Origin of the sequence: Rhodococcus sp. NyZ502 (assembly GCF_041464245.1) — a bacterium.
In the GTDB taxonomy this organism is placed as follows: domain Bacteria; phylum Actinomycetota; class Actinomycetes; order Mycobacteriales; family Mycobacteriaceae; genus Rhodococcus_F; species Rhodococcus_F qingshengii.
Map to the genome: position 1 here is coordinate 43970 of NZ_CP167155.1, position 13980 is coordinate 57949.

At 60.8% G+C, this 13980-nt stretch carries 21 protein-coding genes, 1 tRNA gene and 3 pseudogenes; 19 read left to right on the plus strand and 6 right to left on the minus strand.

The features are described from left to right. Position 1: 1 nt before the first annotated feature. A tRNA-Leu gene (locus ACBG85_RS00195) sits at positions 2 to 87 on the plus strand. A 52-nt stretch (positions 88 to 139) separates the two neighbouring features. On the opposite strand, the gene ACBG85_RS00200 is transcribed toward ACBG85_RS00195, so the two are convergent. Then, a complete protein-coding gene (locus tag ACBG85_RS00200; RefSeq protein WP_064688157.1) occupies positions 140 to 481 on the minus strand; it encodes a hypothetical protein in 342 nt (113 codons plus the stop codon). Between the two features lie 383 nt (positions 482 to 864). On the opposite strand from ACBG85_RS00200, the pseudogene ACBG85_RS00205 reads away from it, so the two are divergent. The 8 genes and pseudogenes from ACBG85_RS00205 to ACBG85_RS00240 all read left to right on the plus strand — a co-directional run. After that, positions 865 to 1266 (plus strand): annotated as a pseudogene (locus tag ACBG85_RS00205) (DUF2637 domain-containing protein); the annotation flags it as partial. A 44-nt stretch (positions 1267 to 1310) separates the two neighbouring features. After that, positions 1311 to 1745: a DnaB-like helicase N-terminal domain-containing protein gene (locus ACBG85_RS00210; protein ID WP_232330067.1), complete on the plus strand. Its 435-nt coding sequence runs from the start codon at positions 1311 to 1313 to the stop codon at positions 1743 to 1745. Then, positions 1742 to 1936, plus strand: coding sequence for a hypothetical protein (locus ACBG85_RS00215; RefSeq protein WP_172826976.1), 195 nt, complete (start codon positions 1742 to 1744; stop codon positions 1934 to 1936). Before ACBG85_RS00210 ends, ACBG85_RS00215 begins: the two co-directional genes overlap by 4 nt. Further along, on the plus strand, positions 1933 to 2145 hold the full coding sequence (locus tag ACBG85_RS00220; RefSeq protein ID WP_054781723.1) for a hypothetical protein: 213 nt from the start codon (positions 1933 to 1935) through the stop codon (positions 2143 to 2145). Before ACBG85_RS00215 ends, ACBG85_RS00220 begins: the two co-directional genes overlap by 4 nt. A 2-nt stretch (positions 2146 to 2147) precedes the next feature. Beyond that, positions 2148 to 2315: a hypothetical protein gene (locus tag ACBG85_RS00225; RefSeq protein ID WP_165638552.1), complete on the plus strand. Its 168-nt coding sequence runs from the start codon at positions 2148 to 2150 to the stop codon at positions 2313 to 2315. Between the two features lie 86 nt (positions 2316 to 2401). Next, positions 2402 to 3202, plus strand: a complete 801-nt coding sequence (locus ACBG85_RS00230; RefSeq protein WP_058036950.1) for a Fic family protein — start codon at positions 2402 to 2404, stop codon at positions 3200 to 3202. Continuing rightward, a complete protein-coding gene (locus ACBG85_RS00235) occupies positions 3199 to 3762 on the plus strand; it encodes a recombinase family protein (RefSeq protein WP_054781726.1) in 564 nt (187 codons plus the stop codon). Before ACBG85_RS00230 ends, ACBG85_RS00235 begins: the two co-directional genes overlap by 4 nt. Positions 3763 to 4705: 943 nt before the next feature. Continuing rightward, positions 4706 to 5461, plus strand: coding sequence for an ANTAR domain-containing protein (locus ACBG85_RS00240; protein WP_372025761.1), 756 nt, complete (start codon positions 4706 to 4708; stop codon positions 5459 to 5461). 427 nt (positions 5462 to 5888) lie between these two features. Here ACBG85_RS00240 and ACBG85_RS00245 read toward each other — a convergent pair whose 3' ends face one another. Then, positions 5889 to 6215 carry a DUF6461 domain-containing protein gene (locus ACBG85_RS00245; RefSeq protein WP_372025763.1) on the minus strand — a complete coding sequence of 109 codons (327 nt, stop codon included), beginning with the start codon at positions 6213 to 6215 and terminating at the stop codon, positions 5889 to 5891. A 303-nt stretch (positions 6216 to 6518) separates the two neighbouring features. Between ACBG85_RS00245 and ACBG85_RS00250 the strand changes: the two genes are divergently transcribed. From ACBG85_RS00250 to ACBG85_RS00265, 4 genes are all read left to right on the plus strand, one after another. Continuing rightward, positions 6519 to 6677: a hypothetical protein gene (locus ACBG85_RS00250; protein ID WP_372025765.1), complete on the plus strand. Its 159-nt coding sequence runs from the start codon at positions 6519 to 6521 to the stop codon at positions 6675 to 6677. Between the two features lie 178 nt (positions 6678 to 6855). After that, positions 6856 to 7044: a hypothetical protein gene (locus ACBG85_RS00255; protein WP_372025767.1), complete on the plus strand. Its 189-nt coding sequence runs from the start codon at positions 6856 to 6858 to the stop codon at positions 7042 to 7044. A gap of 47 nt (positions 7045 to 7091) precedes the next feature. Continuing rightward, complete coding sequence (locus tag ACBG85_RS00260) at positions 7092 to 7679, plus strand: type 1 glutamine amidotransferase domain-containing protein (RefSeq protein WP_372025769.1); 588 nt, start codon at positions 7092 to 7094, stop codon at positions 7677 to 7679. Between the two features lie 14 nt (positions 7680 to 7693). After that, positions 7694 to 7921 carry a DUF6480 family protein gene (locus ACBG85_RS00265; RefSeq protein WP_054781741.1) on the plus strand — a complete coding sequence of 76 codons (228 nt, stop codon included), beginning with the start codon at positions 7694 to 7696 and terminating at the stop codon, positions 7919 to 7921. 87 nt (positions 7922 to 8008) lie between these two features. Here ACBG85_RS00265 and ACBG85_RS00270 read toward each other — a convergent pair whose 3' ends face one another. Further along, positions 8009 to 8278 carry a Rho termination factor N-terminal domain-containing protein gene (locus ACBG85_RS00270; protein ID WP_054781729.1) on the minus strand — a complete coding sequence of 90 codons (270 nt, stop codon included), beginning with the start codon at positions 8276 to 8278 and terminating at the stop codon, positions 8009 to 8011. Positions 8279 to 8513: 235 nt separating this feature from the next. Between ACBG85_RS00270 and ACBG85_RS00275 the strand changes: the two genes are divergently transcribed. Together ACBG85_RS00275 and ACBG85_RS00280 are read left to right on the plus strand one after the other, a co-directional pair. Next, entirely contained in the window at positions 8514 to 8669 is a 156-nt protein-coding gene (locus ACBG85_RS00275) for a DUF6131 family protein (protein ID WP_087503864.1), read from the plus strand. A gap of 58 nt (positions 8670 to 8727) precedes the next feature. Then, positions 8728 to 9013: pseudogene (locus ACBG85_RS00280) on the plus strand (low affinity iron permease family protein); the annotation flags it as partial. Between the two features lie 195 nt (positions 9014 to 9208). Here the strand turns inward: ACBG85_RS00280 and ACBG85_RS00285 are convergent. Then, positions 9209 to 9985: a SigB/SigF/SigG family RNA polymerase sigma factor gene (locus ACBG85_RS00285; protein ID WP_063315324.1), complete on the minus strand. Its 777-nt coding sequence runs from the start codon at positions 9983 to 9985 to the stop codon at positions 9209 to 9211. Beyond that, positions 9982 to 10410 (minus strand): ATP-binding protein, encoded by a 429-nt coding sequence (locus tag ACBG85_RS00290; protein WP_139799826.1) that lies wholly within the window; start codon positions 10408 to 10410, stop codon positions 9982 to 9984. The genes ACBG85_RS00285 and ACBG85_RS00290 overlap by 4 nt, the downstream gene beginning before the upstream one ends. Before the next feature lie 534 nt (positions 10411 to 10944). On the opposite strand from ACBG85_RS00290, the pseudogene ACBG85_RS00295 reads away from it, so the two are divergent. Continuing rightward, positions 10945 to 11070: pseudogene (locus ACBG85_RS00295) on the plus strand (thioredoxin-disulfide reductase); the annotation flags it as partial. Then, positions 11067 to 11270, plus strand: a complete 204-nt coding sequence (locus tag ACBG85_RS00300; RefSeq protein ID WP_267933130.1) for an ANTAR domain-containing protein — start codon at positions 11067 to 11069, stop codon at positions 11268 to 11270. The pseudogene ACBG85_RS00295 and the gene ACBG85_RS00300, both read left to right, overlap by 4 nt. A gap of 102 nt (positions 11271 to 11372) precedes the next feature. On the opposite strand, the gene ACBG85_RS00305 is transcribed toward ACBG85_RS00300, so the two are convergent. After that, positions 11373 to 12140 (minus strand): GAF and ANTAR domain-containing protein, encoded by a 768-nt coding sequence (locus ACBG85_RS00305; RefSeq protein ID WP_063315323.1) that lies wholly within the window; start codon positions 12138 to 12140, stop codon positions 11373 to 11375. A gap of 269 nt (positions 12141 to 12409) precedes the next feature. On the opposite strand from ACBG85_RS00305, the gene ACBG85_RS00310 reads away from it, so the two are divergent. Together ACBG85_RS00310 and ACBG85_RS00315 are read left to right on the plus strand one after the other, a co-directional pair. Next, a complete protein-coding gene (locus tag ACBG85_RS00310; RefSeq protein WP_075835087.1) occupies positions 12410 to 13057 on the plus strand; it encodes a GAF and ANTAR domain-containing protein in 648 nt (215 codons plus the stop codon). A 94-nt stretch (positions 13058 to 13151) separates the two neighbouring features. Next, the gene (locus ACBG85_RS00315) at positions 13152 to 13814 is read left to right on the plus strand and encodes a hypothetical protein (protein ID WP_172826978.1); all 663 of its coding nucleotides are present in this window, start codon (positions 13152 to 13154) and stop codon (positions 13812 to 13814) included. Positions 13815 to 13980: the final 166 nt, after the last annotated feature.

Below are 13980 nucleotides of genomic sequence, written 5' to 3' on the forward strand. Positions count from 1 at the left end.
CGGGCGAGTGGCGGAATGGCAGACGCGCTGGCTTCAGGTGCCAGTGTCCTTCGGGACGTGGGGGTTCAAGTCCCCCTTCGCCCACCACAAGACGAGGCCCTAACTCCTTTGAGTTGGGGCCTCGTTTTTTTGTTGTCGGCTAACTGGCCGCAGCCTGAATGAAGCTCAGAACGAAGTCCAATGCGGTGCCCGCAAACGGGTCGCCGACTGGTTGAGGGGCCGCGGCGGGCGCAGTGATCTGAGGGGTCATCATCCCTGGCGGCAGTGTGCCGGGCGGGAGATTGATGATGGCGTTGATGTCGTAGATGGTGTTGCCGGGACCGTTGGTCACCGCGAAAGAGATACTGCCGAAGTCGACGACCGGAGTGTCGGCTGATGCAGTACCCACTGCACTGCCGAAGGTGATCGCGGCAGCGAGCGCGCCAACGCCGAGGGCGGCGGTGGTTCGGGACAAACGAGTAGGCGTTTCGAGTCCATTCACAGATGTGCTCCCTTTCGTGGTGACAGCATCCGTGCGTGGACGCCGAGCAGCCAGGAGATTGCAACTACTGCCGAGGAAGATAACGGACATTCACCCCATGGCGGAGTGGTTCGGCACGAAGTGCTTCGTCGTTCCCAGCAGTCAGAGACTTGGGACTTGCCCGGGTGACTGCCCAGGAGATTCTTGTCGTCTTGGTTGAACGTCTGTTGGCCGACGAACCCTCAGTAACGGGTAAAACGTGACGTTCTCGCTCGACGCTGACCCTTTTCGTATGTACGTATATCCGTAGATGCGGACATACACGGAAAGCTAAATGGGGGTCCCACAAGGAGGCAACCCGGCGAAGCTCCAGACCGGGAACCTTTGGAAGGAAAAACCCGATCATGAACGACTTTAGCCTCCGGGCTGCCCGTATCCAGCTAGGCGCATTGCTCGCCGCACTCGCACTCGCGATCGTCATTGCACTCGGCATCACCACCGGCGCATTCGTACTTTCCTTCGCCGTACAACGCGACCTTGCAAGGCAAGCGCTGATCCCCGAACACCTGACCTGGATTTTCCCGGCGATCGTCGACAGTGCAATCCTCGGCGCGACCATCGCCATCGCCATCGTCATCATCAGCAAGCTCAACATGAACAAACGCGACAGAGGCTTCTACATAGCGCTTGCAGTCAGCGTTGTCGTGATCAGCATCCTCGGAAACGCGTACCACGCCTATCACGCAGCAATCGCCGCACGGCAGTTCATCGTCGGTGGGGGAGACCTCGGGTTCAGTCCCCTCGCGAGTACAGCACCGCCCTCGACGTCGAGGCTCAACTCCTGTGCTCGCTGCTCTGGGCGCCGGCTGAGAGCGCGAAACGTGCCGTCGCAGCTCTGACCAGCGCAGACTTCTACCGGCCCGTGAACGCGGCACTGTTCACCGCCATCGAGGAGCTAGTCACTTCCGGCAAACCGCACAACAGTGCCCATGTCTTCGCCACCTTGCAGCAGGAAGGACGCACCAGCGGGCACCTCGGGAAACAACTCACCAAAGCACTCACCGACATCAGCACCATCGGCGTCCCGTCCGCTGAACTCGAGCACAAGATTGCCGCAGTCCTCATCCAGGCCTACCGGCGCGGATTCCGCGAAGCAGCACGATCCCTCGCCCAAGCCGCCGAAGAACTCCCCGAAGACCAACTGTTCGAACACCTGCTCAGCATCGGCCGCGAACGCCGCGCAGCCTCCCAACGCCTCGCAGCCATCCGCGAAGGCCGCCCATGACTAACAAACCGAGAGTGTTGAAACACAGCATCTTCGGAGTCCTCGCGCTCGCCGTCGCAGCCCTGGACTTCACCATCGGCACCAAACACATGATCACCGCCGGAATCATCGCCCTCGCCGCCTCCGTCTACAGCTTCACCAAAGCCGCCAGCCTCCGAAAAGCCCCAAACGACAAAGGGAATCGACCATGACGACCGAAAAAGACACCAGCAAACCCGGCTGGAAAGCGCACACCGTCGTCGCGCTGATCAGCCTCGCCGTAGGCATCATCTTCCTCACCGGCGGAACAACCATTTCACTCATCGCCGGAACAAGCCTCCTCGGGCTTGCCGTCTACCACTACGTCGTAGCCCTACGCCTCCGCCGAGAACTCAAGACACCCGCCGAAGAGGAGGGTTGAACGTGAGCGACGACGAACACGATGCCTGGCAACTGCACCACCACGGAGCCAGCTGGGACGACATCGGCACCGAAATGGGATGCAGCCCCACCACCGCGCAAACCCTCGCAACCGCCTACGAGAAACGCACCGACAACGCCGCCGCACAAACCCAAAACACTCTGTTCTGAAAACCCGTCCGTAGGTCCGTGTCGGAGCTACCAGGCACAATCGCCGGAAACGACAGAAAGGAACGCCATGAACAACGAGATCACGAATGGCGGAATTGGCAGCGAACCCGATCGACGGACACTTCGACTTCGCGCACCTGCAAGCAATCCACCGACACCTACTCGGCGACCTGTACGAATGGGCCGGTGAAATCCGCACCATCGACACCGCGCCAGGCGATCTCGGCATCCTCCACGACCCACCCGCCGCCATCCCAGGCGAACTCGACCGAGTGTTCACCGACATCAACAGCGGCGTCTACGTCAACCACCACAGCCACGAAGCGTTCGTCCAGGACCTCGCCGGACACTGGGGAGATCTCACCAGTGTCCACCCGTTCGTCGACGGAAACTCCCGCACCCAAAGGGTTTTCTTCGACCAACTCGCACGCGACGTCGGATGGGCAATCGAATGGCGCGAACTCAGCGCCGACGCCGTCCAAGCCGCCCGCAACTTCGCCTACATCGACGGCGGAACCATCCTCGCCGACGTCCTACGACCCGCGATCAAACCTGTCACCGAAGTGCCCATGGACTCCATCGCCACCGCACCCCGCGAGAACGTCATGACGTTCCCCGAGCACTGGCAGGCGATGATCGAGCACCACGACACCATGCCCGAACAGACCTATACCTGGGCGAGCCAGATCAAACCCGAAGCACCACAACATGACCCCCAGACGACCGAGATCCGGCCAGCCCCCAAGCCGGCCGCTCCGGAACCGGAACTAGCCGACCTCGACACCACCAAGTTTCACACCCACTGGAGCCCCGAGGTCGACCACCAACTCATGAACAGCCGCACCATCCCACAACACAGCAGCAGACCAGAAGGACCGAGACTGTGAGCATCATCGGATACGCCCGCGTCTCCACCCTCGAACAAAACCCCGAACTGCAAGAACACGCACTCCGCCAAGCCGGAGCGATCCGCATCTTCACCGACTACGAATCCGGCTCCAAAACGCAGCGCCCCCAGCTCACCGAATGCCTGAACTACCTACGTGACCACGACGGTGATGTCCTCGTCGTCTGGAAACTCGACAGGCTCGGACGATCCGTCCGCCACGTCATCGACACCGTTCACAACCTCGGTGAGCGCGGCATCGCATTCCGTTCCCTCACAGAAGGATTCGATACCACCACCGCAGGCGGCGAATTTCTCTTCCACATCATGGCAGCCCTTGCCCAAATGGAACGCCGCATGATCGTCGAACGTACCCACGCCGGCCTCGAAGCCGCCCGACGTCAAGGTCGACGCGGCGGCCGGCCGACTGTCATGACCCCGGAACGCACTGAACTCGCCCGTGCACTGCGCGAGCAAGGGAGGAGTCTTGACTCCATCGCTTCGACACTGGGCGTCGGTCGGTCCTCTGTCGGCCGTGCACTCCTGACGGCCATCCAATAGCTCGATCTTTTTCGGAAGACGGTAGTTCAGTTGTGAATCTTGTTGCAGTCTCTACGAATACCGATGGTACCGGTTGGCTCGGTGAGTGTCCTCTCGGAGGTTGAGGGGCTCGATCACGGTGGACTGACCGAGACTGATACCGACCGAAGCTCCTCAACAGTTTGTGGGCCACCGACTGCACCCGCCAGTGAGCCTAATCATGAAGGCTACGCGTTCGTCTCCGTCTCGTTGGAACGGAGACACGGAGACTTTAGCGCTGAACCGCGATGTAATTCGCTGTTGGAAGGGTGCTCCGCGAGGCTGGAGGAGGACTTCGGGACGGGGAGCCGTCCGGAGTCGAGGAAGATGATGCGACGTTCGATGTCGACGTGTGATTGCAGAATCGTCCGCAGAACCGTCCGAGGAAGGTGAAGCCGACAGCTGTTTGTGCTCCGTGTAGCCACTGCAGGTGTGGGGAGGCGCAGACCGGCGATCTTGGCTACGTAGGTGCGTCTGGTCAGTAGTGGGTCCGCATGGATGTGGCGTTGCGGCGTTTCCCCATACCGTTGAAGGTCTGTGGTCGGGGCGGGTTTGCGTTGGTGGTGTGTGGGATACCTCTGGGTTGCGGTATCGGGAACACTCGAAAAGGATTTCGGGGCGCCGCGCAGACGACCTGCCTTCCGGCTGTCCGCTCGCCGGGGGTGGGTCAGCCCCGAAATGGGGCATCCTGGTACGGGCAGTGCCGGGATGCGCATCGGGTTCGCTGGCGTCGGCGCTCACACCTCGGCGCCGGCGAACCACCCTTTGGTTCGGGTTGCTGGTGCGGCGGGGCCGCGGCGTCGTGGTGTGGGTTTGGTGGTGGTGTGTTCGGGCATTCGTGAGTTGTTGACAAGTGGAGATCGGGGTTTTGCCGTTTTTCGTCGTGTGCCGTCACGGTCTCGTGGGAGTGCGTGTGAGGTGTGGGATGGATGTCGTACGAAGCGCTGCTGTCGGTGATGGGTGGTTTCCTCCGCTCGATGCGGCTGCCGAAGCGTTGCAGGATCTGTATCGGGTGTTGAATCCGGCCGGTCACATCGAAAAGTATTTGCGGCGGTTGTGTGAGCATGCGGTGGAGTTGATCGAGGATGCGGATATGGCGGGGGTGACGGTTCTCGATGAGGAGGGTGCTGCGTCGACCGCGGCGCGCACGTCCCGTGAGGTCGTCATGGTGGACGAGCTGCAGTATCGGTCGTGGGCGGGTCCGTGTATCGAGGCAGCGGAGAGCGAGCAGATCGTGGTGGCGGACCGCACGACCGCCAGTGAGCGGTGGCCGGGTCTGGCGTCCGAGGCCCGGCGATTCGGGGTGCAGAGCTTCCTGTCGATTCCGTTGCCTGCGCTTGAGCCCGGGGTGCGTGCGGGTGCGGTCAACGTGTACGGCAGCCGTGCGGACGGGTTCGCCCGTTCGGAGGTGGCGTTGATGAATTTGTTCACCACTGCCGCTGGGTATGCGATCGGCAGTACCGAACGTTACCGGGGTGCCCGGCAGTTGGCTCTGCAGCTCGAGCGTGCTCTCGATTCGCGGGCGGTGATCGATCAGGCGAAGGGGGTGTTGATGGCGGTGCACGGTGTCGACGCGGATGGGGCGTTCGCGATGCTGGTCGACAAATCCCAACGCACCAACACGAAACTGCGGGCGGTGGCAGAGGATCTGCTGGCGAGCGTGCACATCACCGAGACCTGAGGACAAGCCCTCGCCGATGCCGGGCAATGAGCGTGCGAGGGTCCGTGTCCGGGACCTTGTCGTGCTGGTCGGTTGATGTGAGGTGTGACTCCTCCGACCTGCCGCTGGCCACCCTATGATCGGCACACGCACCACACCCTCGCCGAGGGACCGGCACTGTCTGGCTTTCCGAAACCAATGCGAGCGGCACTGCAACAAGTTGTTTCGCCTTCTCGGTCCGGTGAGGGCTGGTACTTTCGGCGGATCAGGGGCAGGGTGAGAGTAGTTCCGGTCGGTGCCGGCTCGGGACTGCTGTTCTGCCGGACGTCGACTCCCATCCCCGTCCGGCAGAGCCCGTTCGTAGCGAATCGAGAACCGTTGGTTCGGTGACAAAGCAGGCTCCTCGGCAACAGACGCCTCGTTACCGAGCCACGGACGCGCTCAAAACTCAGCGCTGGTCGTCGAGCGGGGGTATCGATTGTTCGAGCAGATATTCCTCGGGTGCCGGCCATAGGATATCGAGTTCGGCGGAGGAGGCTTCCATAAATTGCCTTGCGCGAACTCCGTTCTGCCACAGAACGAACGAGGAGCTAGTTGCGACATTTCTCGAGTGTGTCAGTGCTTGACACCCCACCGTCAGTGGCACCACCAGGTCGTCGTCGGCGGCGGCTGAAGCCATCGGAACGAATGCGATCGTCCAGTTCCCCAAGGCCTCGGCGCCGACGACTGAACTTCTTCCCAGCCGAGTTCGTTGACGTCTTGCAACCGCACGCATCTCCCAGAGCGCACGGTCATTGCCACGTCACGTTTCCTCAGTGCGTGAGCTGCGTAACAAATCGGGGGTCGGTGAAGGAGGGCTTGTAGTGGATGTCGCGTCGTGGACGGAGTCCGAAGAACGCGAAAAGTGGTGGCGCGAGATCGTGAGAATCGCACCTTCCGAAGACCACCGTGTGGCAAGAGATGTCGGAGACTTGCCGTGTGCCAAGAACATGGCCTCCGCAGGCACGAATGGAAGCCGGCTGCGTTTCGCGGCATGACCGCGGGCTGACTGCCGGCCCCACAGAAGGGTGGAAACACGGTGCTGAACATTGTTCTGTTGCTTGTGATGCTGAGTATCGGCATGGGTGTGGTGCTGTGTCTGGACTTCCGATGGCTTCGCTCTTCGGCGCGAGATGATCGTCGACGGTTTGCGTATCGGGGAGATACGGGGATCCCCAAGTCGTATATCTACTTCTGACGGCTCAGGTCGCATACCAGCGACCTCTCTGATCGCCTCGTGCACTTCGTGTGTGAACCGTACATTCGGCGTACGACGCGCGGGGTCAGCGCCTGACCGTCCATGGTGACGGTACGGGTTGATACGGCGGCGTCGCAGTCGATGATTGAAGAAGCGTCGGCTGGGGAAGCCGACCCGAATGGCTATTTACAGAGTGATCAATCCTGCAGGCGACGTCACCGCGACGCGCGAGATCGACAGCGCTGACGATGCGCATTCCTGGTTCGTCGATGCCCGCGCCGACAACTCGGAACTGGGATGGCGCATGGAAGTTCGCCATGATGGTGAATGGTCGTTTTTCGACGACACCGAGGGCGCATCCAGCTGAGCAGTCCGCTCGACGGTTGTGACGAAGTTGAGGGAGGACGTTCAAGCATGAGTCGACTACTTGCAGGAAAGAAAGTGGCATTCCTCGTGGCGACGGAGGGAGTCGAACAGATCGAGTTGACGGACCCGTGGGATGCGTTGGTTGCCGAAGACGCTCAGCCGTCGATTGTTTCGACAGAATCCGGAACTATCCAGGCGTTCAATCATCTCGACAAAGCTGATGTCTTCGACGTGGATGGGGTGGTCGAGTCGGCGAAGTCGTCGGAATACGACGCACTCGTCCTACCCGGTGGTGTGGCCAACCCTGATTTCCTTCGTGTGAATCCAGGGGCGGTGGCGTTCGCCCGGAGTTTCTTCGACGCCGGGAAGCCTGTCGCAGTGATCTGCCACGGACCGTGGACGCTGGTCGAAGCCGGCGTGGTCGCCGGTCGCACGCTGACGTCGTGGCCTAGTTTGCGTACCGATATCACGAATGCGGGCGGCACGTGGGTGGACGAAGAAGTCGTGGTCTGTACTTCAGGACCGAATACGTTGATATCGAGCCGCAACCCCGATGATTTACCGGCGTTCTGCGCGACACTGACCGACACGCTTCGGCAGCCCCAGGCATCGACGAGGACTTCCGAGGGAAGTTGACCGGGAGGTACATCGTGACTTCTACACCGCCCGAACCAGATCCGGACAATACCCCTGACCTGGAACCCGGAGGCGGGGTCAAGCCGGGGAGCACCCCGCCCGATGCTCCCCAGACGTCGGGATTGTCCGAACCCGAACCCGCGACCGTCAAACGCTTTTCAGGAACCGGAATTGCAGCGATGGTCGCGGTCGCGTTGGTTGTCATCGTTTTCGTCATCGCCGCGGTGGCCATACTGGCATGATTTCTGCGCTTCGGACCGAGCGGTGTCGCATGGCGATTCGTACACAGAAGCCGAGTGTCGGGGTGGACCTGACGCCAAGGGCGAGGTTCAGTGATTTCGGAGGGTATCGATCAGTTCGCTCTTCTTGAGTTTCGAATAACCGTGAAGATCCAGCTCTTTGGCACGCTTCTTCAATTCCTCCACCGTCCAGTCTTCGTACGGCGAAGACTTGCCCCCGGATTTACCCACACTCGACCGCCCACGATTGGCGGCCGCGTTGGAAATCCGTGCCGCCTTCTGCTTCGAATCCCCTTTCTTTCGTAATTCTTCGTAGAGGTCCTGATCCTTGAGTTGGGGTTGTGAGTCTTGGCGAGCCACTGGTGCGTCCTCCCACTGTGCCTTTGAACTGAGGGTCCGGTCTCGTACAGGTGCTACCCGTGAGGTGGACGATCAAACCGGAAAACAAGGCACCCTGTGTCACCACCCGAAAGCAGTCGAGGAGTCGGTCGCATCAGGCACGGCCGTACCTGCGCCCAGCCCGTTCCAAGTGTTTGAGGACTGTGACCAGCGGGTACGTCGCCCTCGATGGGTGATCCGTGTCGAAGGAGGGTCCATGATCATTCTCGGAATTGTCTTGTTGATCGTCGGCTTCTTGACTGGCATCTCGATCCTGTGGACGATCGGCATCATTCTCGTGGTGATCGGGGTCGTTCTGTTCGCGCTCGGCGCCGCCGGACATGCTGTCGGTGGTCGGCGGCACTACTACTGACGCTGCGGCGCCGGCCCCTCGGTCACCGCGGAACTCACGTCCATTGCGCATCTGACATGTCACGGTTGTGCTCTGGGCTCCGTCATTTTTCCTGTTGGGCACCATCGTCACCTGGCAACTGATCATCACCACCGTCACCACCATCGTCACATTCCTCCTCGTGGCGTTGCTCCAAAACACCCAGAAACGCTCCGACGACGCCGTTCAGCACAAACTCAATGCCATCGCAGACGGCCTCGCCGACCTGATGAAGCAGCTCTCGAAGGAGCACCTCGAACTCGGCAAAGACCTCAAAGAAACTACGCATGGCCGGTGGACTCGAAGATCACGAAAGTGCGTCCTGAGCCATCTTGTCCACCGTATGCGTCCGCTTCGCCTGCAGAACCTATGATTCAGTGCCGGATCAGGCCGAACTCATGGGCACACGATCGAATCGGGAGCACATCACACCATCATCCGAAAGCAGTCGAGTGAGTCCTTCGAGTTACCGCGGACCGGGGCGAGCTTCCTTGTCCGTCCTGTTTCGTGCCCATCGTCCCTCAATTGGTGACTTCGCCGATTTCGCGGCGCAGGGACTCGAGAGACCGGCTGAGCAATCGTGAGACATGCATCTGGGAAAGGCCGACCTTCTCGGCGATTTCCGATTGAGTCAGTTCCCCGAAGAACCGGTACACGAGGATTGTCCGTTCGCGTTCAGGCAGAGCGAGGAGCGCAGGCCGGAGGGTTTCGTGGTTGTCGATTCCGTCGAGCGCGGCGTCGTACTCGCCGAGCGTGTCTCCGATTGACGCCCCGTCGGGCGCAGTGACGGCGTCTAGCGATGCGGAATGATAGGAATCTCCGGCCGCCGCGATGTTCACGATGTCGGCCGGTTCGACACCCAGATCTGCCGCGAGCTCGGGGATCGTGGGCTCGCGACCGAGAGTCTGGGTGAGCGTGGCTCGCGACCTTTTGAGGCTTAGGTAATTCTCCTGGAGTGAGCGTGGAACTCGGACATCCCAACCCCGGTCACGAAAGTGCCTGCGCACCTCACCCATCATCGTCGGGACGGCAAAGGACAGAAAATCTTTACCTTTCGCAAGGTCGAAGCGATTGACTGCATTGACCAGACCCAGACTGGCGACTTGGACGAGATCCTCGTGTGACTGGCCTCGTCCTCGATACCGCCGGGCAATGTGATCGGCGAGGGGCAGACAGATTTCGATGATTTCGGTGCGAAGCCGTTCGAAATCGAGATCGTCGGCGGGCAGGGCGGCAAGGCGCACGAACAGAGCGGTGACCTGCGTGTACTCGTTGTCCTCAAGGCCGGGCGGGGTCACGAACCCGCCTGCAACGCCTTGGTGAGTGTGATCGTGGCCATCCAGTTTTTCTCTGGAAGGGTGGGCGGGACCTGCTCGAGGACTACGCCGTCGGCCAGAGTGTCAAGGACGTGCCATATGAAGGACGAGGTGCTCGTGGTGATCTGACCCGTCGTTGTCGTCGAGAGGATTACCTGCACAGTGGCGACGTTTCCGTCGAATGTGCACGTCAAGGTGCTGAAGGGGAGAGCACGGGAGATGAGAATGGTTGCAGCTTCGTCTGCCGCGAGGACCAGGTCTGACAACCTGCTCAGCGAGAGTGCATAGTGGGCGGCCACGGTCCGGATCAGTGATCGCAGTACTGGGAGTTGGTCAGGTGATGCGGAGACGGACAGTGAAGGTGTCGTTGCGGCCGGTGAAAGGATGGCCCGCTCGAAGGACGTCACGTGAGTGTGCTCCTGTACCTGAGGGGTGCAGGCTGCTCCTGGTGAGAGCCACGGTCGCACACCCGCATAGCCTGACAAACCGTTCAACTGCCCAGCCGTTTTCAACTACGCAGTGGATCGGCGGTCAAACATCGAGCTTAACGCTGTTGACGGTTCTGCAACAGGACTCGATCGAAGTGAGCGTATAGCGCCGGGGAATGGAAATCCCCAGCAACCCGTACGAGGAGCCACGATCTATAGCGGTGCGGCTTCCTGGCTATGAATACCGCCCGTTTCGAATCCTGCACATCCGCCAGTCGACCTCCCCGGACGACACTGACCACCGGAAACGAAGGGCAATTGGCACCACATCAGAAGCATCAATCTTGCATCTGATGCAACCCGTCTCCCTGGCCCAGATATGACGAAGCCGCCGGCACCGAAGGTGTCCAGTGGCTTTTCAGGATCGGTGCCCGTCTTGCGCTTATCGGCAAGCGGCCGCTCGAAGCGGCATTTCTTTCGGTGATACCCCGGCAGAACCGAACACCGACAGGTCAGGCGATCACCGCTGTCCGCGCCGGATGCGCCGCAGCAATCGACGCCGAACGCTGGCTGCTCGACAGCGGCGGCATCACCGCCAACACGTTCCACTCGGCCGGCCATACCGTAGACGCCGTCTGACTCTTACACCCAGCGAAAGGAACTTTGAGCGTGCTCTCGATTCGCGGGCGGTGATCGATCAGGCGAAGGGGGTGTTGATGGCGGTGCACGGTGTCGATGCGGATGGGGCGTTCGCGATGTTGGTCGAGACGTCCCGACGTACCAACACGAAAGTCAGGGTCGTCGCGGAGGAATTGTTAGCGAGCGTGCGCATCACCTAGAGATGACGAGACCCCGCGAACGCGGCGATGGTGAGTTCTCCCGCCTATCGACGGCACGCCGCTTCGTGCCGTCGCAGCGTTCTGACCGGTCGATCGGAAGCCCTATGTATGTTCGTCGTCGGCTGAAATGATCGTCTGACGTGCAACGTCCAGTAAATCCCGCGACTGATGACGTGCTGAAGCCTGGAGTTCGGAAAGCGCGGTCTGGGGGTCTGTATTGCGGCGGATCATCAAGATTCCGACTGCGCGTTCGATGTCGGCACGTGAGGCGATTCCTCGGCGCAGGGCGTTGGCGGCATGTTCGAGTCGATGGTCTGTTGCGATGGCGTCGAGCCCCGCTCCCAGATATTCGGCGATGACGACGACGAGATCGCGGTCCCGGTCCGTCTCTGCCACGGCTGAATGCGAGTACAGGTTCAGTGACCCGACCGGCTCGTTGTAGTTGAACAGTGGTATCGCGAGAAAACCTTCCAATCCGGCGTTGCGCGCAGCAATGCCGAGAGTGGGCCACCGTGTGCCTAACTGCTCGACCGACATTCGGACCGACCGACCCGTGCGCGATGCTGACAGGCAGGGTCCGTCACCGAGGAGATATTGCGTGCGATCGAATTCTTCTACACGTTCATCGGTAGGGGCGACGGTGAACGGTTCGCTGTCCAGGGATGCCGTGACACCGGCGTGATCAACACCGACAACCAGATCGACGGCGGCGATCGTGCATCGAATCATCAACTCCACGACTCGATCCGGGGAATCAGCCGGTATGGAGAGAGATTGTTCGAGGCGATCGATGAGTCGCGGCTCGCGACCCTGTGCTCGCGCGAAGGCGGCCGACGGTCGCGCGCGCGGATGAGAACTGTCGAAGTTCATGATTTCTTGCCCGATCCGCGCGGTGGAAGTGGTCCACCAATGAAAAGTGGCACCGACGCGGCCGACTCGGCCGCGCGCCTGAGAAGTACCTCTATTCGGTAATCTCGACTTTACGCCGGATCGGAGTGACCAGGCGCCGTGTGTGCCCCGTGAAGGCGACTGAGGAGGTGCGTCCTGTGAATGCAGATCCGAGAGGAAGTCAGGACACACCCGAATTTCCCGACGAATCCGAAAGTGAGAGAGGGCGCCGCGCATCAGTCGAGTTGCCGATGACCGCGAAACTGTGTCGACAGTGTTTGAGGCTGGCGGAAGTTCAAGGGGCGGCGATCACAGTGCTCAGCAGCTCTTCGTCGAGGGAATTGATGTACGCGACGGACTCGGTGGCACAACATCTCGACGAACTACAGTTCACCGGCGGTGACGGTCCGTGCGTTGATGCATTTACAACTGAGCGACCGATGTTCTGCAACGACACTTCCAGTGATTCCGCCAATGACATCTGGCCGGGGTTTGCCAGCGAGGCAGACAAAGCCGGTGTCGGATCGGTGTTCGCCTTTCCGCTCAGGGGCGGAGGTGATGTCTTCGGTGTGCTCGAACTGTACCGTCTCGATCCCATTGGCCTCGACGACGAGCAGATCGAATTGGCGACTGCGAGTGCCGCTGCGATTTCGATGGCGATTCTTGCCGAACTTCCTGTCACCGGTGATCTGGACGCCGGGATGCTCGTCAATGCCTTTCACCGACCCGAGGTGAACCAGGCAGTCGGGATGATCGCGATCCAACTTCGTGTCTCGGTCGAAGAGTCGCTTTCTCGGCTTCGAGCCGCCGCGTACTCCTCGGGGAGGCCGATTTGGGAGATCGCCGCAGATGTCGTGAATCGGCGGATCCGATTCGCACACGGTGGTGACGACGGATGACATCTGATTCGGAAAGATCGCGCAATGTCTCTGCAGTACTTGACGATGGGAGCCCAGGATGAACACCCCCGCAATACAATTGAGCATTGCCGAGGTGACTCATCTTCTCACCACCGACTTCGATTCCCTGCGTGTACTCGAGACGATCGTTGAGCGATCGAGACAGAATCTGAGCGGTGTGTGGTGCGTCCTCGTCGTGCGAAACGGGGAGCAAGGTTATCTCGATGTGTTGGTGGAGTCGGCAAATGCCGAGTTCGTTCCCGACCGGACTCTTGCCATATCGGGTCCGGCTGCGCTGAGCGCTGAGAGCGGAGCGGTTGTGATGGTCGACAGCTTCAAAGACGTGGGGGAGCGGTGGCGGAAATTCGGTCGCTCAGGACTCGAACATGGGCTGGGCGGGTGCCGCTGCTTTCCGATGAGGTTGGGTCGGACATCGCTCGGATCACTCGTGGTCTTTACTCACGATTCGTGGCACAGCGCGGAGCGTAGTAATGCATACGGGCAGTCGATGGCAGATTTGGCCGCTCTGACTCTGTCCACGGACAGTCGTCAGGATCGTCATTCGCAGGTGGTGACGGCGGTCAAGAAGCTGATCGCGGTCCGCGGCGACGTGGAACAGGCAGTCGGCATGATCGCCGAACTCGACGGTATTTCGATCGAACTCGCAACTGCACGGCTGGCGGAGAACGCGCGGCGACGAGGGATCAGCGCCGCGGCGTACTCGTCGTTGGTGCTGGCGAACCCGGATGCCCGGTGAGGCAGAGCCTCCTAGGTGGCACGAGCATGAAGTGATCCTTACCGGGAAGTTTTCGTATCGTATGCACTCTCAGACCCGGTCGTGCAGTCGTTCCCGAAAGAGCTGTTAGACAACGTATTCGGATACAGAGATGCCTCGGGTCGGCAGGGCGTTCCCTGCCCGGTTG